Here is an 18179-nt window from a genome sequence, read left to right on the forward strand (position 1 = left end):
GCATCCACGAGGCGCAAGCGGATCAGGACGAAGCTCGGACGGAGCTCTTGGAGGCATTGGGATATCGGGTGCTTCGCTTTCGGAACGAGGACGTTGAGCGGGATATAGAAACAGTGCTGAGAGCTATTGTGGATGCATGCAGGTAAGCCCTTACCCCCAGCGTCGGAGGCGCTACCCCCTCTCCCAAACGCTGGGAGAGGGGGTGCCTGAGCGCAGCGAAGGCGGGGGTGAGGGCCTATGGCGGAGACATCAAACACTTGAGGTTGAACGATACACATAAACATGCTACAACATACACATTGAACGGTATCCTTGCAGGAGGTGGGCATGCGCACCAATGTCGTCATTGACGATGAGCTGATGGCCCAGGCCATGAAGTACACAGGCCTCAAAACGAAGAGACGCGACGCCCTCCTACAGTTCCCCATCTTCACCCTCGGCGGCATGGAAATCGCCCTCAAAAGCGCCGCAAACTTCCGCCTCCTGCGTCGTCGTGGAATCACAGTACGCAAGACGGTGGACTGCCTCATCGCCACATTCGCCATCGAGAACGGGTTTTGGTTATTGCATGACGACCGGGATTTCGATCCCTTTGAGAAGCACCTTGGTTTGAAGGTCGTTCGGTGAACCAGGAAGAACGCCTGAAATAAGCCCTCGCCCCCAGCACCTGCGGCGCTGTGGGGGTGAGGGCCAATCGCAAAATCTCAAACGTTAGCCTGGGCGATTTGGTGCACGATTTGCGTGAATGTGGCGGGGTCGCGGCCCCGCCGCGTCGCACCCAGGCCGTCCACATCCGGGCAGGCCAACAACTCGGCCGCGTATTCGGGCGCCACGCTGCCACCGTAGATGATGCGCACGCGCCCGGCCACCGCATCACCCCAACGGCCGCGCAGCCACCCCCGGATGAAGGCGCATCCGGCCACCACGTGATCGGGCGTAGCCGGCTTCGTCACACCGATCGCCCCCTCCGGCTCGTACACGAACGCCATCCCCGCCACCTGCTCAGCCGTGCAGCCCGCCAACACGGCGGTCAATTGCCGATCCAGCGCGTCTTCCAACGGCGACGGATCATCATGAGCCTCGCCGATGAGCAGAATGGGCGCCAAGCCGGCCTCCAGCGCCAGATGGACCTTACGGTTCACGATCTCGTCATCATCGTGCAGATGCCGGCGGACCTCCCAGTGCCCCAGCAACACCCAGCGACAGCCCACATCGGCCAGCAGCGCGGCCGAGATCTCGCCCGTGCGCGCCGGATCATCCGTCGGCGCGATGTTTTGGCCCCCTAACTGAATCCGGTCGTCGCCCAACGCCTGGGCCACTGCCCACAACGCCGTGTACGGCGGACAGATCACCACGTCCACGGCGTCCAACAGATCGCCCGCCATATCCCGGAAGTCACGGACCCAGGCCAGGCTCTCGGCGATCGTCATCGCCATCTTCCAGTTGGAGATCGCCATGGGCTTACGCTGCATCACGCGATTCCCCCTGATACCCCGCCTCGGCGAGCGAGCGATTGTGCGCCCCCACGTCCAGGTGATGGCACGGGAGCTGCCGCTCCCTCACGCCCGCTCGCTCCAGGCCCGACGCAGCAGCCGCAGCCAGTTGCCGTGCAGGATGGCGGCGATGTCATCCTGGCTGTAGCCACGCTCGGCCAACAGCGCCGGGAGCCTCTGCAGATCGGCGATGGTGTCCAGATCACACGGCGATTGCTCCCGCCCAAACCCGCCGTCCAAATCCGTGCCCAGGCCGACGTGGCGACAATTCCCCGCCAGCTGGCAGATATGGTCAATGTGATCCACCACATCGGAGACGGTGACGTTCTCGTTGCTCTGGCCCTTCACCCATCCCGGCTGAAGCATCCAGACGTCGAAGGCCACGCCGATCACCCCGTCCCGCTCGATGAGCGCCCGGATCTGCTCATCGCTGAACTGCCGCTGGTGGGGCACCAACACCCGACAGTTGTTATGGCTGGCCAGCACAGGGCCATGGAACCTCTCCAGCGCCTGCCAGAACGACTGATCGGAGCAGTGGGTGATGTCCAGGATCATGCCCACCCGCTCCATCTCGGCCAGGAGCGCCGGCCCCAGATCGGTGAGGCCCTCCTCTGTGCCCGTGCCGCCGGCATAGCGCCCCCGCCCGTAATGGGTGATCCCCAACACCCGCAGGCCCGCATCCCACCACTCCTGCAGCTGGTCCGGGCTCAAGATAGGATCGGCCCCCTCCATGCTGATGACGAACCCCAGCGGTGGGGTGGACTCGGGATCCGAGTTGCCGGTCGTCTCCCACGCCCGCCACTCGGCCATGTGGAGGTCCAACCCCTCCACGTCCACGATGATCCGCGCATGTCCCTCCCGCTCCAGCGCTCGATAGTACGCCAGTTGCCCCAGGGCAACTCCGTACGCCTGCAGCGGCGAGAGATAATCGAGGTAGGGGACGGAGCTACCGGTGGAGCGCGCCAACATCGTGGCAAACGACAACGCCACCCGCCCTCGACGCATCTCCGGCAACGCAACCGTGCCCTGCGCCCTCCCGGGGCCGGACATCCGATTCTCCTGGGCGCGAATGGTATACACCGAGAGCAACAGGTCCCGGTTCCACTGAAGCGCGTTCCAGGCGAGATCCAGGTGTGCGTCAATCACCAGCATGGGGAGCCTCCTCCTCGTCTCATGAATCGGCGGGCCTCATCAAAAAGCACCTGAGAGCGTGTCTGAGGGTCTTCCACAACTACCAGCTCCACAGGAGGAGGTTTCGCCCCTTCGAGCCTCCCCATAGTAGGAGCGGCGGCAACTCAGACAAGCTCTCACCGGCTAAATATTGTAGTTGACCGGCCGGGGATCGACGGGCTCCTTGTGAGCGCGCGGCAGGGCCAGGCAGAAGACGGCGCCGAAGCCCTCCCGATCCTCCAGCCACAGGCGCCCCTCCTGCAACTCCGCCAGCCGCCGGGCGATGCTGAGCCCCAACCCCAGCCCGGTATGCGAGCGCGTCAGCGCCGGCTCGGCCTGGTAGAAGGGCTGGAAGATGTGGCGCCGCTTCTCCGGGGGGATCGCCGGCCCCGTGTCCGCCACGGAGACGATCACTTCCTCCTCGGAGAACTCTACAAAGACCACCACACGTCCCCCACGCGGGGTAAACTTCATCGCGTTGCTGAGCAGATTGCGCAAGATCAGGGCCGTCTTGGCCTCATCGGCACGCACCCACACATCCTCAGCCCGGCCGGAGACCTCCAGCGACAGCTCCAACTCCTCAGCCTGCACCCGGAACTCCGCCACGATGTGCTCCACCAGGTCCTGGACGAGGACCGGCCCGATCTCCATCTCGCCCTCACCCGGCTGCCAATTGCTCAGATTCTCCAACTGCAGCAGATCATCCGTCACCTTCTGCAGCCGCTGGGCGCTCCTCAAAATGGCCTGCAGATACTCCCCGATGTTCTCATCGGGAGGGTGCTCCGTCAACAACGAGGCATATCCCAGGATCACGGCCACAGGCGTCCGCAGCTCGTGGGCGGCCACGTTGATGAACTCCGACTTCATCTCGTCCAGCCTGCGCAGATCTTCGTACGCCCGCTCCATCTCCTCGAACAGCCGGGCGTTCTCGATGGCGATCGCCGCCTGCCCGGCCAACACGGACAACAACTCCGCATCCCCTCGGGTGAAAGGCGGCTGCCCCGCCGTCTTGGTCAGGTTGATCACGCCGATGATCCGCCCCTTGATCGTCAGGGGGAGGCAGACGGCCGAGTGGGCCATGCCCCCACGCAGCGAGGAGCGCAGGAAGGGAGGGACATCCTCCTCGTTGTTGATGACCAGCGGGGCCCCGGTCCGGGCCACCCACCCGGCGATTCCACGCCCCACCCGCTCCCGAGCGATCGCCATCACCTCAGGGGGCATCCCCACCGCCGCCCGGACGGTCAGCTCCTGACGGTCCTCATCGATCAGCATGATGGAGCCGCGCTGGGCGCCGGTCGCCTCCACCGCCATCTCCACGATGCGCTGCAGCAGGTCATCCAGATGCAGATTATGCATGAAGGCCTGGCTGATCTGGTAGAGCGGGACGAGGGCTCGCGACCGGGCCATCTCCCGGCGCTCGTGAGCCTGCTCCACAGCCCGTCCCACCCGATCGCACAGATCCTCCTCCGTCACCGGCTCAATCAGGATATCCGCCACGTCAAAGCGCAGCAGAGTGATCACGGAGGGCAAAGCGCCCGGAGGGCTGATGACCAACCACACGGCCTCCGGGATCGCCTCTCGGAGTGCGGCAAATCCCTCCAACCCCGCCGCCACGCACCGGCCATCCAACACCATGACGTCTGGGAAGGTGGTGCGCGCCTGCGATGCCGCCCGGCTCATCCCCTCCACCGCATCCACTTGATATCCGGCCTTCTCCAGGGCTCGCGCCCACGGCTGCGCCACATCCAACTGGCTGGCGACCACCAGGACCCGGACACTGCCCTCTGACACGTTTCGCCCCTCCACCTTGCTCAATCGCGTTTCCTCAAACAAGTGAATCCCCTACGCTCTATCCGCGACGGCCTCCACACCGCCCATGTAATCGCGGACATGGGGAAAGCCCCCTCTCCCCACTTATACCGAATCAGGTTCCCGCCCCCCGCTCAGGGCGACTGCGACGGCGACCGCGTAATCACGGCCGTGGGAAAGGCTGATCGCCCACTCCGTCAGCCCCAGCTCCTGCGCCCGGGCGCGGGCACGGCCGTGCAGGACCACGTGCGGCTGCCCGATGGGTGAACGCTCCACCTCGATCTCCGTCCACCCCACCTCCATCCAGCCGCAGGTCAACGCCTTGCTGACGGCCTCCTTAGCCGCCCAACGCACGGCCAGCGATGCCACACGCCCGGCACAATACTTCAGCTCCGAGGGCGTGTAGACCCGCCGCAGAAACCGATCGCCCCATCGAGCGATCATGGCCTCGATGCGATCCAGCTCGACGATGTCCACCCCTACGGCCAACACGGCTGCTACCCCTCCTGCGGCCCGGCAAGGCCCAGCGCATACGCCTCCGGCCTCAGGTGCCGGGCGACCACCTCTCGCACCTGCTCCGCCGTGATCCCATTGATCAGATCCGGATAGCGCTGCAGATAGTCGAGCCCCAGCTCATACCACTCCATATCCAGGATCACGCTGGCCACACCGCTGTTGGTCTCCAAGCGCAAGGGCAGGGAGCCGGTCAGGTAAGCCTTTGAATCGGCCAGCTCCTCCTCCGGCACCAACTCCCTCCCCATCCGGGCGATCTCCTCCTCGATGCTGGCGATGGCCCGGTCGACGTTGGCGGGATCCACGCCGGCGATGGCGGCCCAGGGCCCAGGCCCCTTGTCCGCCTGCAACGTGCTATACACGTAATAGGCCAGCCCCTGCTGTTCCCGCACGTGTTCGCCCAGCCGGCCCATCAGGCCGAACACGCCCAACACCGTGTTCGCCAACAAGGCGGCGTAGAAATCGGGATCGCCCCGGGTCATCGCCGGCACCCCCATCACCAGGTCCGTCTGACTCTTCCCGTTCATGGGGACCACCTTGCGGCGCACGCCATCCAGGGAGGAGACCGGGGGCACCTCGACCTCCACCGGGGCGACCTCCGGTTCCCAACGTCCCAGGGTGCCAGCCAACAGATCGATCACCTGCCCGGTATCGACGGCGCCCACAATGGCGATCGCCCCTCCCCGCGGGCCGTAAAATCGCCGGTAGAACGAGATCAGATCCTCTCGGCTGATGTCCCGCACCGTGTCCGGGTATCCGGCCGGCGAGAGGCGATACGGATGCCCCTCCGGATATGCCGCCTCCCGAAAGGCCAGGCTGGCCATCTGCCGGGTGTCGTTCTCCCGCTCCTGCAGAGCCGTAAGCTTCTGCCCGCGCACCCGCTCTACATGCTCCTCCGGGAAGGTGGGATGCTGCAATATGTCCGCCAGGATCTCGATCAGAAGGCCCAGATCCTCCGCCAGGCACTGGCCGGAGAAGCCGGAAGTGTGACGGCCCGACCCGAAGCTGAGGGAGGCCCCCACCGACTCGATCGTCTCGTTGATCTCCGAGAAAGTGCGCGTCTCCGTGCCCCGCATCAGCATGGACGCGACGAAGCTGGCCAGCCCCGCCTGCTGCGGCGGCTCGTAGATGCTCCCGGCCTGCACATATCCTTCCAGCACGACGGCCGGGCTGGCGTGATTCTCCCGCACCAGCACGACCAGTCCATTGTCCAGCACGTGCCGGGTGATATCCTCCGGCCCCGGAATGGATGTATGGCGCTTACCCATGTTCACCTCTGTTCGTCCCATCACCGTGATTCACGTCTTCCGGCAGAAACCAGCCCGTCGTCCGATTCGTCGCCACGAGATACGTCTGCGCAACTCGCTGGATATCCTCCGCCGTCACCGCCGCCACCCGATCCAGATAGGCCTCCAGCCACTCAGGCGACACCACCGTCTCGGTGAAGCCAAGCCAGTAAGCCTGATCGGTGACGCTCTCACTGCCATAGACGAACTCGGCCCGGGTTTGCTTGATCGCCTTGGCCATCTCCTCCGGGCTGACCGGCTCCTCCTGCAATCGCTCCAGCTCCCGAAGGATCGCCTCCTCCACCTCCGAGGCACTGCGTCCGGCGCGCACAGTGGCAGTGCAACTATACAGGTAGGGGTCGATGGTTGGCAAGAGGAAAGTGGACACATCCAGAGCCAGGTCCGTCTCCACCAGGGCCCGGTACAGGCGAGAGCTGCGGCTGGGAGGGCTGCTGCGGAAGACGCCCAACGCCCGAGCGCCGTTGAGCACCGTGTCCATGACCACCAGGGGGAAGAAATCCTCATGCGAGGCGGGCGGTACGTGAAATGCCACCTGCACATACGTGGTCATGCCGGGCCCGTGCACGGTCAGCCGGCGCTCACCCCGCTGCGGCGGCTCCACGCTTCGCACCGGCGGGACGCCGGGGCCGCGCGGGATCGGCCCGAACAGCTCCCGGATCCGCTCCAGCAGCGCGTCGGGGGCGAAGCCTCCCACGGCCACCAACGTGGCGTTGTCCGGCGCATAATACGTGCGATAGTGCTCGTATAGCTCGTCCCGGGTGATCTGCAGCAGGTCGCACAACCAGCCGATGGTCTCACGCCGGTACGGGTGCACCCGAATCGCCGTGGCCGTCAGCTCCTCCGAGAGCAGAAACTCCGGGTAGTTCTCGTACCCCTGCCGCTCGGAGATCACCACGGTGCGCTCGGACTCCACCTCCTCCGGGCGGAAGGGGCTGTTGACCATCCGATCCGCCTCGATACGCAGGGCCAGGTCGAAGCGATCCACCGGCAGCGTCTCGAAGTAGGTCGTCCAGTCCAGATACGTCATCGCGTTGCGATAACCGCCCTCCCGGGCGACCAGCCGATCCGCTTCGCCGGCGGGGAACTGCTCCGTGCCCTTAAAGAGCATGTGCTCCACCCAATGCGAGATCCCGGTGCGCCCATCCACCTCATTACGGCTCCCCACGCGATACCAGAGGAAAAGGCTGGCCACCGGCACACCGTCCAACGGCTTCAGGACCACCTTCAGCCCGTTATCCAGCTCCGTTCGAATCACATCACGAGTGTCCAAACTCCCCTCCACACATCCCTTACGTTTTACGTCCTACCCTCCGGCTCATACCACCCCACGACGGCATGCTCTCGCCGCAGATAGGTCTGAGCCACGCGCTGCACGTCCTCCACCCGCACCTGCGCCAGTCGGTCGAGGAAGCTCTCAAACCACTCAGCGGAGGCGATGACCTCGCTATAGCCTAACCAGAACGCCTGGTTGGTCACGCTCTCACTGCTGTAGGCGAACTGCGCCCGGGTCTGGCGGAGGGCCTTCTCCAGCTCGGCTGACGCCACCGGCTCCCGGCAGACTCGATCGATCTCGGCCCACAGGGCGTCCTCCACGGCCTGTGGCTCCACGCCCTGGCGCACCGCGGCGAAGAACGTGAACAGGTACGGATCAATGGAGAGGCTGAGGTTGCACCCGACCCGAGCTGCCAGCTCCCGCTCCACCAACGCCCTGTACAGCCGCGCCGACCGGAACATGGACGCCGGCCTGCCCCCAAACAGCGCCATCGAGGATGTGCCTCCCAGGATGGCCTTCAGGGCGATCAGGGGGAAGCAATCAACGTGCACGGCAGGCGGGGATCGAAACCCGATCTCGATGTAGGCGTTGCGCTCCTCGCCGGTCACGCGCACGCGGCGCATCTCGGTTTGCGGCGGCTCCGGCTCGACCTCCACCGGAGGCGCGCCCGCAGGCGGGATCGGCCCGAAGTGCGACTCGATCCTCTCCCGCATGTCGCCCGGGTCAAAGTCGCCCGCCACGGCCACGACCGCGTGATCCGGGGCGTAGTAGGCCCGATAGTGGGCGTAGAGATCGTCACGCCCCATGCGCTCCAGGTCCTCCCTCCGCCCGATCACGGGATGGCCGTAGCCGTGGACCTGGAAGGCCGCCTGATTCACCGCCTCATGCAGCCGCCAGGTGGGACGATTCTCCAGCCCTGCCCGCTCCGACAGGATGATCGTGCGCTCCGCCTCCACAGCCTCCGGCGTGAACTGGGCGTTGACCATCCGGTCCGCCTCAATGCGCAGGGCCAGATCGATCTGATCCGTCGGCAACGTCTCGAAATAGCACGTGAAGTCGTTCGAGGTCATGCCGTTACGGATACCACCCGACCGGGCGATGAGCTTGTGCACGGTACCCCCCGGGAACCGCGGCGTGCCACGGAACAACATGTGCTCCACCCAGTGGGAGGCGCCCGTCACACCCGGCCGCTCGTTGCGCCCTCCAACCCGGTACCAGATCCAGAAGCTGATCACCGGCGCCACATGAGAGGGACGCAGCAGGACCGTCAGACCGTTCTCCAGATGCTCCCGAACGAACGACGTCGATGTATCGTGCCCCATCTATGACTCTTCCGGCGCGGAATAGCCACGCCCCATCCCCCGATACCGGAATCCCAGCTTGCGCATCTGATCCGGCTCGTAGATGTTGCGGCCATCGATCAGGACGGGCTGGCGCATGGAGTCCCGGATGCGGACCAGGTCGAGATGCTTGAACTCGTTCCACTCCGTGCACACCACCAGCGCGTCGCATCCCTCCGCCATCTGATAGGGATCCGAAACCAGCTCCACACCCGGCAACACCCGGGCAGCCGTCTCCATGGCGATCGGATCATACCCGCGCACGTGAGCCCCCTCGCTGAGCAACAGGTGGGCGATCTCCACCGAGGGCGCCTCCCGCATGTCATCCGTGTTCGGCTTGAACGCCAGCCCCAGCAGCCCGATGGTGCGATCCCGCAGTGTGCCCAGCAGCTCCCGCAGCTTCAGGATCACCAGGCGGCGCTGATCCCGGTTGATCTCCATCACCGCTCGCAACAGCGACGGATGGGCGCCATGCACCAGGGCCATGTGCTCCAGCGCCTTCACGTCCTTGGGGAAACAGCTGCCCCCCCAGCCAATCCCCGCGTCCAGGAACGCGTGGCCGATCCGGCGGTCATACCCCATGCCGATGGCCACCTCCTTGATGTCGGCGCCCAGCCGCTCGCAGATGGAGGCGATCTCGTTGATGAAGGAGATGCGCGTCGCCAGAAAGGCGTTCGAGGCGTACTTGATCATCTCGGCCGTGCGCAGATCGGTGACGATGATGGGCGCTCGCAGCGGCAGATGAAGCTGCGCCACCCGTTCGGCCGCCTCCGGGTCCAGCGAGCCCAAAACGACGCGATCGGGGTTGAGGAAATCCTGGATGGCCGATCCCTCTCGCAGGAATTCCGGATTGGAGACCACGGAGAAGGGGATGGGCTGCGGCTGATGACGGCGTATGATATCGGCCACCCAATCGCCCGTGCCCACCGGCACCGTGCTCTTGTTGATGATGATCAGGGGATGATCCATGTGCCGGGCGATGGACTCGGCCGCCATGCGCACATATCGGAGGTCGGCCTCGCCGTCCACGCCAGCAGGCGTCCCCACAGCGATGAAGACGAACTCCGCGTCCTTCAATCCCTCGGCGTAAGACGTGGTGAAGGAGAGCCGCCCGGCGGCCTGGTTCCGCCGCACCATCTCCTCCAACCCAGGCTCGTAAATGGGCATGATACCCGCGCGCAGCTTCTCGATCTTCTCCTCGTCGATATCCACACATGTAACCCGGTTCCCCAGATCAGCGAAGCAGGTGCCGGTCACCAGCCCCACATAGCCAGCGCCGATCACACAGATCACCTTCATCCTTTCACCTCACACGGATGCACGATATTTCCCCTTATCCATCCAGCCCCATCCTGAACTTCCCATCGAGGCCGGGAACGGCAGGCCAGGGGAAGGCCGATCAGGAGGGCGCCTCGATGGCCGCATCGCGCCCACGGGTCGCCTTTCCCAGATCCGCCCAATGCAACTGCTCACGCCACATGTAGTACGCCCCCAGCAGTGTGATGGGGAGCCACAGGGCGACGTGCAGGACGGCCGTGTACGCCCCCGCGATATCCCGGGCCACGCCAAACGTCACCAGGATCTCGATGCCGGGCAGATCGAAGGTCCCGACATATCCAGGCGCGGCCGGGATCGTCGTGGCCAGATTGACGACCCCGTTCATCAGCATGAGCACGTAAAACGGGACCGTGAAATCGAAGGCGTGCATCACGAACCAATACTTGACGGTCTCCGCCAGCCAGATGACGACCGAGGTCCAGAAGAGCATGATCACATCCCGGCCGCTGCGCAAAGAGCTCAGGCCGATCAGGAAGCGATCCAGGAGCCCACCCACCGGCCCCCGGAATCGGCCGGGCAGCAGCCGATCGGCCAGGCGATCGTATAGAGCCCGAACGCGCTGGGGACGGGCGGCCAGCGCCAGGAACACCAGCAACGCGCTGAAGAACAGCAGGCTGGAGAGGATCACGATCTGCCGGAGCCAGTTGGGCATGGGCGTGAAGGGCAAAGCGATGAACACGAACACCAGCATCACGAGCCCATCGAAAACCCGCTCCACCAGCACGGTGGCCAGGCTGGCCCCCATGCTGATGCCCTCACGGCGGCGCAGCACATAGCTGCGAATCACCTCGCCCGCCCGCGCCGGGTAAATGTTGTTGCCCATGTAGCCGATGCAGACCACCGGGAAGAGCCGGGTCAGGGGGACGGTCTGCATGGGGCGCAGCAGATAGTGCCAGCGCCATGTCCTCGCCCACACGCCGAAGAAATAAACCGCCACGCCGGGGAGGATCCAGATGTATCGGGCCGTGCGCATCGCGTGCCAGACCTGATCGAGCTCCAGCCTCCGCACCGCGAAGCCCATGAAGACCAAGCTGATGAGGATGCCGATCCAGAATTGTGCCTTACGCAAAGGGTCTGCCCTTTCTCACTCGTTCAGTTACGACGGTCCAACATCCGCCAACCGCCCCCACCGAAATCGATCACGCGAAAGATCCTGCCCCACCCAAGAGAGACGTGCATACAGAACAGGAGCGGTTCGCAACGAGGCAAACAAATCGGGCGGACCGGAGCGCTTTGCTTCACACCCCGGCCCACCCGGCTGTACCCTTTCGGGTTAAGCCGCTCATACCGTAATCCTCTTCAACGTCCATTATCGCCCGGATGAGCGGCAGTTGCAAATTACCCTTTAGGCCTGATTCGTCCCGATGTCCTCCAGGCCACTATCCGGCAGAGACGTGGCCCACCGGCTCTTCTGAGGCCATCACCACCATGGGGGCCAGCAGCTTCTCCAGGGCCATCGTATGGCTGCACCGCCCCCGCTGGGCGAAAAAGCCACAGGTGCAATGCCAGGCCCCGTCATCATATGTGATCTCGTACACGTCGTGGTTGCCCTGAAACCGGACGGAGAGTGACTTGATGTGGACTCGCTCAGGTTCTTCCGCATACTGGTGGGCCTTCATGATCTTGCCGATCATGGCCGAATCCATCTTCGCCTCCTCTTCGGAATATGGGACCTCCCGTTCCTCATGCCCGTCTGCGTGGGGCATCGCCCGGATCGCCGCTCCCTCACGCCCACAGTCCCCCTAAAAAGCGAAGGCACCAAGACGTAGTTCGCCTTAGTGCCTCGATTCAGGTCGGACTCCCACCACGCGACGTGAGTTCACATAGCGCATCCAGCAACGCCTCCCACGGCGACCTTTTCCTCTCGATGCCGCCGGCCCAGCTTCATGGGCCCCAGGCATCGAGTCGTCCTGAAAACACGACCGACGATCACCGCCGAACCGATCTTCGTCTGCCAAGACCTGCCGCATCCACGCAACAGGCGACCGGTGATCATCGCCATTTTCACCCGTGAACCTGCCCTCTCGGGCAACAAAGAACCCGCTATGCAAAGTCAGTATAACGCAGGATGTTCCTCCCTGTCAAACCGTCCCGGCGTGCGGATACATGACGATTGATCTACTGGTGAGGGCGCCGACACCGACTTGCACACCCTTTGCGCTGTGCTATAATCGGCGTAGTCCCGCCGTTCCAGGGGATCCAAGTACAGAGGTCGCCGAGAGGCTTATACCGACATGAGGCAACACGAGCTTCGCGCCGTCGACGGACGGCGCGTTCCTTTGTCTCCCAACCGATCACGAGTGACAAGGGCGCTCTACCAGCTATGGCTCAGCCTGAAGGTCGCCCTGACCCCGCCGCCCACGGTTCCTCCGGAACAGGCCGGCCCCCTGCAATTGTTCCTGGTGAACGGGATGCTGAACAGCGCCAGCGATCACATCGCGCTGACCTTCACGCCGCTGCTCGCGCTGGCCCTGGGCGCTTCCTTTCTCCAATTGGGGATGCTGGCCGGGGCGGCCAGCCTGGCGGGAGCGCTCTCGCTGCTCCTCGCCTCGCTCCTGACCGTGCGCTCCCTTCAACACCGCAAATCCCTGATCCTCCTGGCGACCGGCACCTCACGGCTCACCTACCTGGCTCTGGCCCTCCTTCCACTGCTGATCCCATCGAGCACGGCCATCGGTATCCTGATCGCCTTATGGGCCGCGCGCGCCTTCCTGAGCAACCTCATCAACCCCATCTGGGCCTCCTTCTCAGCGGCGCTGGTGCCCCGAAACGCCCGGGACGCCTATTTGCACAACCGCAACGACGCGATGAACCTGGCCGCCATCCTGGCGTTACCCATAGCCGGACTGGCCATCCGCCTGATCCATAACCCCGGCTACCCGGTCGGCCTCGCCCTGGCCTTCCTCGCCGGACTGGCCGGAGCGATCGCCTTCGCCCGCATCCCACCTCCCACCGACACCCCGGTCCTCCCCCGAGTGACGGCAGCCAGCGTCGCCGCGCTGCGGCTGCTGAAGGGGGAACGCACACTGCTCACCTTCTGCGCCATCGGCTTCCTCTGGAACCTTTCGCTTCACATCACCAGCCCGTTCCTGAACGTCTACCTGGTGGTCGGGCTGAACGCCACCGCACTGGGTGTGGGCATATTGGCCGCCGTGGGCCTGCTGTTCGGGTTCGCCAGCAGCCACGTCATCGCAGAGGCCGTCCGATACCGGGGCCCCGTCTGGGTGATGCGCCTGTTCGGCCTGCTCATCCCGCTGGTGCCATGGGCCTGGACCATGGCGACCGCTACCTGGCAGATCGGCATCCTGAACGCCGTCTCGGGTATCCTGTGGGCGGGATACAACCTGGCGGCGTTTCGGGCGCTTATGCGGCTGACGCCCGGATCGGCCCGCCCCCAGGCGGCGATTCTCTACCAGATATGGATCTTCCTGAGCGCGTGCATCGGGGCCCTGATCGGCGGCATGCTGGTCGAGCAGATGGGCTTCCGATCCATCTTCCTGGTCTCCGGGGCAGGTCGGCTGCTGGCGACAGCGCTGCTCTGGATGCTCATCCGCGAGATCCCAGGGCCTTCCCAAGCCATCGCCACACAAGCTTCATAGAGGGTCTACGAAGGACCTCTATCCAACACACAACCGAAACATAAGGAGGCATCGCCATGGAGGTAACCGTACATTACTTCGAGAAGCCGGGACCGCAGAACACCGACACCACGTTGAAGGCGGCCCTCCGCCGGGCGCAGGAATTGGGCATCCGCCAGGTTGTGGTGGCATCCTCGCACGGGCAGACGGCCCTTCGAGCCCAGGAGCTGTTCGGGCCTGCTGGCATTCGCGTCATCGCCGTCTCCATCTGCCACGGATTTGAGGACGTAGGCTGGACCATGAAGCCGGAGGAACGCCAAAAAGTGGAGGCGGCAGGGGTCACCGTGATCACGGGGATCCACGCCCTGGGTGATGACGTCAGCAGCGCGTTCAGCGCGAAGCACGGCGGCCGGGCTCCCAATGAGATCGTCCGAGATACGCTGTACCGGTTCTCGCAGGGCACGAAGGTGGCCATCGAGGTGGCGCTGATGGCGGCCGACGCCGGGCTGCTGAACATGGACGAGGACGTGATCGCCATCGCAGGCACCGACAGCGGCGCCGACACGGCTCTGGTCATGAAGCCGGCCTATCCACGCAAGTTCCTGGACCTCTACGTGAGGGAATTCATCGCCAAGCCGCGCTGATCAACAGGGAAACAGCACATCGACCCTCATGCGCACAGGCGGCCCACACGACCGCAGCTCAACACAACGCCGCGAACAGACGAGCAGAGGATGATATGGCCGAAATCCGGGTAGAAGGCGTTTATAAGCGGTTCACGAGGGAATCCCTCCCCATCGGGCGGAAGGAAAAGGCACCGGCGGGCGAGGAAACGCCCGCCAGCTCTCACATCGTGGCGCTGGATGGGGTGGATCTGGTGGTTCATGACGGCGAGGCCATGAGTATCGTCGGCCCCTCCGGATGCGGCAAGTCCACGCTGCTGCGCATCATCGCGGGGCTGGAACAGCCGGACCGCGGCCGCGTCCTGTACGATGGCCGAGACATGGCCGACGTCCCACCCCGGGACCGGGGCATCGGCATGGTCTTTCAGAACTACGCCCTCTATCCCCACTGGGATGCCTACGACAATCTGGGGTTCTTCTTCCGGCTGCGCAAGCGGGAGAGGGAGATCGCCCCCCGGGTGCGGGAGGCGGCGGAGATCCTGGGCGTCGATTTCAAATACCTGCTGGCGCGCAAGCCCCCCACCCTCTCCGGCGGCGAACGACAGCGCGTGGCCGTCGGCCGCTGCATCATCCGTGACCCCAAGCTATTCCTGTTCGATGAGCCGCTGTCCAACCTGGACGCCAAACTGCGGTCCAACACCCGGGTGCAGATCCGACGGCTGCTCAACCGGTTTCGGGTCACGACCATCTACGTGACCCACGACCAGGCGGAGGCCGTCGCCATGGGCGACCGGATCGCGGTGATGCGAGAGGGGCGCATCGTCCAGGTGGGCACATTTCGAGACCTATACGACCGCCCGGTCAACACCTTCGTCGCCAGCTTCTTCGGGGTCCCCCCCATGAACTTCCTGTCCGGCCGCATCCAGGGAGGTCACTTCGTGCATGGCGCCATGCGGATCGCCCTGCCCGAGCGCCTGCGGGCCAACGCGCAGGAAGGCAGCGCCGTGCTCCTGGGAATCCGATCCGAGCATCTGCGTTTGGTTCCCGGGGAAGGCGGGACGAGGGCCGCCGGCACGGTCGAGGTCGTCGAGCATCTGCCCTCCGAGCGGGTGCAGTTCGTACATATCCGCCTGGGCGATGCCTCCCTGGTCGCCAAGGTTGGCGAGGACATGCCCATCGCCCGAGGCGACTCGGTCGGCCTCGCCCCGGATCCGGAGTGGGTGTACCTGTTCGACGAGGAGACAGGACAGAATCTGGGCCTTGATCGATGACGTGCCAGGAGCCGATCACCCCAGCCACAACCACAAAATGACACAGATGCGGGCCTCCGACCTCGCAAATCTTTTGCTCGGCCTTTTCTTTTGTGCTATCATACCTCGTGAGGAGGAAGCATCGCCATGCCTGATTGTCCGAAATGCGGCACGTGGAATCCTGACGACAAACGAGTATGCTGGCGCTGCCAGACACCTCTACCGAAGCCGAAGCCGAAGAAACGCCGTAACCCGACCACGTTCTGGGGCCTTCCTCTCTGGTCCTGGGTCGTTCTGGCGCTCATGACCATCATCCTACTGGCCGGTCAATGCGGCCTGCTACAGACCATGCCGCGTTAGCGCCCCCGACACATCAAGAGGCAACCGTCCATCATGGATGGCTGCACACGAAACCACCGCATGAGTACATCGCCTGCCATACGACATCTGATCGGTCACCGCCTGCTGGCGTGGGCCGAACGACATCTTCGGGATCTGCCCTGGCGCCATACCCAGGATCCTTACCACATCTGGGTAGCGGAAGCGATGCTCCAGCAAACGCGAGTCGCCACGGTGATCCCCTACTTCACCCGCTGGTTGGAGCAATTCCCCACCCTCGAGGCCCTGGCCACGGCCCCTCTCGATCAGGTATTGAAGGCATGGGAGGGGTTGGGCTACTACGCCCGGGCCCGAAACCTGCACCGGGCGGCCCAGCGCGTCCTGGCGGATTACGGGGGCAACCTGCCCGCCGACCGGGCACAGCTCCTGTCCCTGCCGGGCATCGGCCCCTACACGGCGGGGGCGATCCTCAGCATCGCCTTCGGACAGGACGAACCCGTGCTCGACGGGAACGTGCGCCGCGTATTATGTCGACTCTTTAACGTACAGGAGCCCCCCCAACGCCCCACCGTACAGCGTCACCTGTGGGAGTTGGCCCGCGCCCTTCTGCCGCCCGGCCAGGCGGGAGCGTTCAACCAGGCGATCATGGATCTGGGCGCCACGGTCTGCACCCCACGCGATCCCGATTGCTCACGCTGCCCGCTGGCCGACCTGTGCGAGGCGGCCCGTTTGGGCCTCCAAACGCAGCGGCCGGTCCCCACGCCCCGCCGCCAGATCCCCCACTACGACGTGACCGCCGCCGTGATCTGGCGAGATGGCCAGGTGCTCATCACGCAGCGGCCGGAGGACAGCATGCTGGGCGGGCTGTGGGAGTTTCCGGGCGGCAAGCGAGAGCCTCAAGAGAGCCTGCAGGACTGCCTGATGCGGGAGATCCGTGAGGAGCTTCAGATGGAGATCGATGTAGGCGATCCGCTCCCCCCTGTGAAGCACGCCTACTCCCACTTCCGCATCACCCTGTACCCGTTCCACTGCCGAATCCGATCCGGCCGCCCGAAGGCGATAGGCTGCGCAGACTGGCGATGGGTCTCCGTAGACCAGCTGGGCCGGTTCGCGTTCGCCGCCGCCGATCGACGCATCATCACCCATCTGCAGGCGCAGTCCTCACCCCACCCATCACAGGAGGGACGCCGTGCCTGACGTGATCGCATTGGGAGAGGCCCTGGTCGAGATCATGCGCCCCGGCACGGGGATGCCGCTGGACCAGCCGGGGACCTTCCTCGGCCCCTACCCCAGCGGGGCGCCCGCCATCTTCGCCGATGCCGTCGCCCGGCTGGGCGTGTCCTGCGGCTTCATCGGCTGCGTGGGGGCGGATCCCTTCGGGACCTGCCTGGAGCGACGGCTGCGAGAGGATGGCGTGGACACTACGTACCTGCAGGCCATCCCGGGAGCCGCCACCGGCGTCGCCTTCGTCGCCTATAACGAGGACGGCAGTCGGCAATTCATCTTCCACATCGCGGACGCGGCGGCGGGCCGGCTGGGCCCGGAGCAGGTGGACGCCGGGTACGTGAAAAGCGCCCGTTGGGTGCACATCACCGGGTCGTCACTCTCCGTGAACGAGCCCATGCGCCGGGCTTGCTACCGAGCCGTCGAGCTGGCCGCCGAAGCCGGAGCGACCATCTCCTTCGATCCAAACCTGCGCGCCGAGCTGATGGCGCCGGAGCAACTGCGAAGCCTGGTAGAGCCAGTGCTGGCCCACGCCACGGTGGTGCTCCCCAGCGGCGATGAGGCGCGCCTGCTCACGGGACAGGACGACGACGCGGACGCGTGCCGGGCCCTGCTCCAACGCGGCGTAAAGATCGTAGCGCTGAAGCGCGGCGCCGCCGGGAGCACCCTCTTCACGGAAGATGGACAGATCGACGTGCCCGGCTTTCCGGTGGCCGAGGTGGATCCCACCGGCGCAGGCGACTGCTACGCGGCCGGGCTGGCCGCCGGCCTCCTATGGGGATGGGATCTGAAGGACGCCGCCCGATTCGCCAATGCGGTGGGCGCACTGGCGGTCACCCAACAGGGACCGATGGAGGGCGCCCCCCACCGTCACGAGGTAACCCGCCTGATCGACCAAGCCACTACATCCTGACCTCCGGGG

General features: G+C 65.1%; 17 protein-coding genes. 7 read left to right on the plus strand and 10 right to left on the minus strand.

Translation table 11 applies throughout. The annotated features are described in order from the left end of the window. Positions 1-2 precede the first annotated feature (2 nt). Together GXP39_13805 and GXP39_13810 are read left to right on the plus strand one after the other, a co-directional pair. On the plus strand, positions 3-146 hold the full coding sequence (locus GXP39_13805; protein NOZ29107.1) for a DUF559 domain-containing protein: 144 nt from the start codon (positions 3-5) through the stop codon (positions 144-146). Between the two features lie 181 nt (positions 147-327). Further along, entirely contained in the window at positions 328-627 is a 300-nt protein-coding gene (locus GXP39_13810; protein ID NOZ29108.1) for a type II toxin-antitoxin system VapB family antitoxin, read from the plus strand. Positions 628-704: 77 nt separating this feature from the next. Here GXP39_13810 and GXP39_13815 read toward each other — a convergent pair whose 3' ends face one another. The 10 genes from GXP39_13815 to GXP39_13860 form a co-directional block, all read right to left on the minus strand. Beyond that, positions 705-1475: a triosephosphate isomerase gene (locus tag GXP39_13815; protein NOZ29109.1), complete on the minus strand. Its 771-nt coding sequence runs from the start codon at positions 1473-1475 to the stop codon at positions 705-707. An 84-nt stretch (positions 1476-1559) separates the two neighbouring features. Further along, a complete protein-coding gene (locus GXP39_13820) occupies positions 1560-2645 on the minus strand; it encodes a peptidase M19 (protein ID NOZ29110.1) in 1086 nt (361 codons plus the stop codon). 162 nt (positions 2646-2807) lie between these two features. After that, positions 2808-4454 (minus strand): GAF domain-containing protein, encoded by a 1647-nt coding sequence (locus GXP39_13825; protein NOZ29111.1) that lies wholly within the window; start codon positions 4452-4454, stop codon positions 2808-2810. Between the two features lie 123 nt (positions 4455-4577). Then, complete coding sequence (gene acpS, locus GXP39_13830) at positions 4578-4964, minus strand: holo-[acyl-carrier-protein] synthase (GenBank protein ID NOZ29112.1); 387 nt, start codon at positions 4962-4964, stop codon at positions 4578-4580. Between the two features lie 5 nt (positions 4965-4969). After that, on the minus strand, positions 4970-6253 hold the full coding sequence (locus GXP39_13835; protein NOZ29113.1) for an insulinase family protein: 1284 nt from the start codon (positions 6251-6253) through the stop codon (positions 4970-4972). Continuing rightward, a complete protein-coding gene (locus GXP39_13840) occupies positions 6246-7547 on the minus strand; it encodes an insulinase family protein (GenBank protein ID NOZ29114.1) in 1302 nt (433 codons plus the stop codon). Before GXP39_13840 ends, GXP39_13835 begins: the two co-directional genes overlap by 8 nt. 41 nt (positions 7548-7588) lie before the next feature. Then, on the minus strand, positions 7589-8887 hold the full coding sequence (locus tag GXP39_13845; GenBank protein NOZ29115.1) for an insulinase family protein: 1299 nt from the start codon (positions 8885-8887) through the stop codon (positions 7589-7591). Continuing rightward, positions 8888-10204, minus strand: coding sequence for a UDP-glucose/GDP-mannose dehydrogenase family protein (locus GXP39_13850; protein NOZ29116.1), 1317 nt, complete (start codon positions 10202-10204; stop codon positions 8888-8890). It abuts the gene before it with no gap. A gap of 100 nt (positions 10205-10304) precedes the next feature. Beyond that, on the minus strand, positions 10305-11312 hold the full coding sequence (locus GXP39_13855) for a flippase-like domain-containing protein (GenBank protein ID NOZ29117.1): 1008 nt from the start codon (positions 11310-11312) through the stop codon (positions 10305-10307). 310 nt (positions 11313-11622) lie between these two features. After that, the gene (locus tag GXP39_13860; GenBank protein ID NOZ29118.1) at positions 11623-11889 is read right to left on the minus strand and encodes a hypothetical protein; all 267 of its coding nucleotides are present in this window, start codon (positions 11887-11889) and stop codon (positions 11623-11625) included. 588 nt (positions 11890-12477) lie between these two features. On the opposite strand from GXP39_13860, the gene GXP39_13865 reads away from it, so the two are divergent. From GXP39_13865 to GXP39_13885, 5 genes are all read left to right on the plus strand, one after another. After that, on the plus strand, positions 12478-13842 hold the full coding sequence (locus GXP39_13865; GenBank protein ID NOZ29119.1) for an MFS transporter: 1365 nt from the start codon (positions 12478-12480) through the stop codon (positions 13840-13842). 56 nt (positions 13843-13898) lie between these two features. Then, on the plus strand, positions 13899-14465 hold the full coding sequence (locus GXP39_13870; protein ID NOZ29120.1) for a hypothetical protein: 567 nt from the start codon (positions 13899-13901) through the stop codon (positions 14463-14465). A 95-nt stretch (positions 14466-14560) separates the two neighbouring features. After that, on the plus strand, positions 14561-15715 hold the full coding sequence (locus GXP39_13875; GenBank protein ID NOZ29121.1) for an ABC transporter ATP-binding protein: 1155 nt from the start codon (positions 14561-14563) through the stop codon (positions 15713-15715). A 372-nt stretch (positions 15716-16087) separates the two neighbouring features. After that, positions 16088-17230, plus strand: a complete 1143-nt coding sequence (gene mutY, locus GXP39_13880) for an A/G-specific adenine glycosylase (protein ID NOZ29122.1) — start codon at positions 16088-16090, stop codon at positions 17228-17230. Beyond that, positions 17223-18170 (plus strand): sugar kinase, encoded by a 948-nt coding sequence (locus GXP39_13885; protein ID NOZ29123.1) that lies wholly within the window; start codon positions 17223-17225, stop codon positions 18168-18170. Before mutY ends, GXP39_13885 begins: the two co-directional genes overlap by 8 nt. The last annotated feature ends 9 nt before the right edge of the window (positions 18171-18179 follow it).

The sequence above is a fragment of the Chloroflexota bacterium genome, from assembly GCA_013152435.1.
In the GTDB taxonomy this organism is placed as follows: Bacteria; Chloroflexota; Anaerolineae; order DUEN01; family DUEN01; genus DUEN01.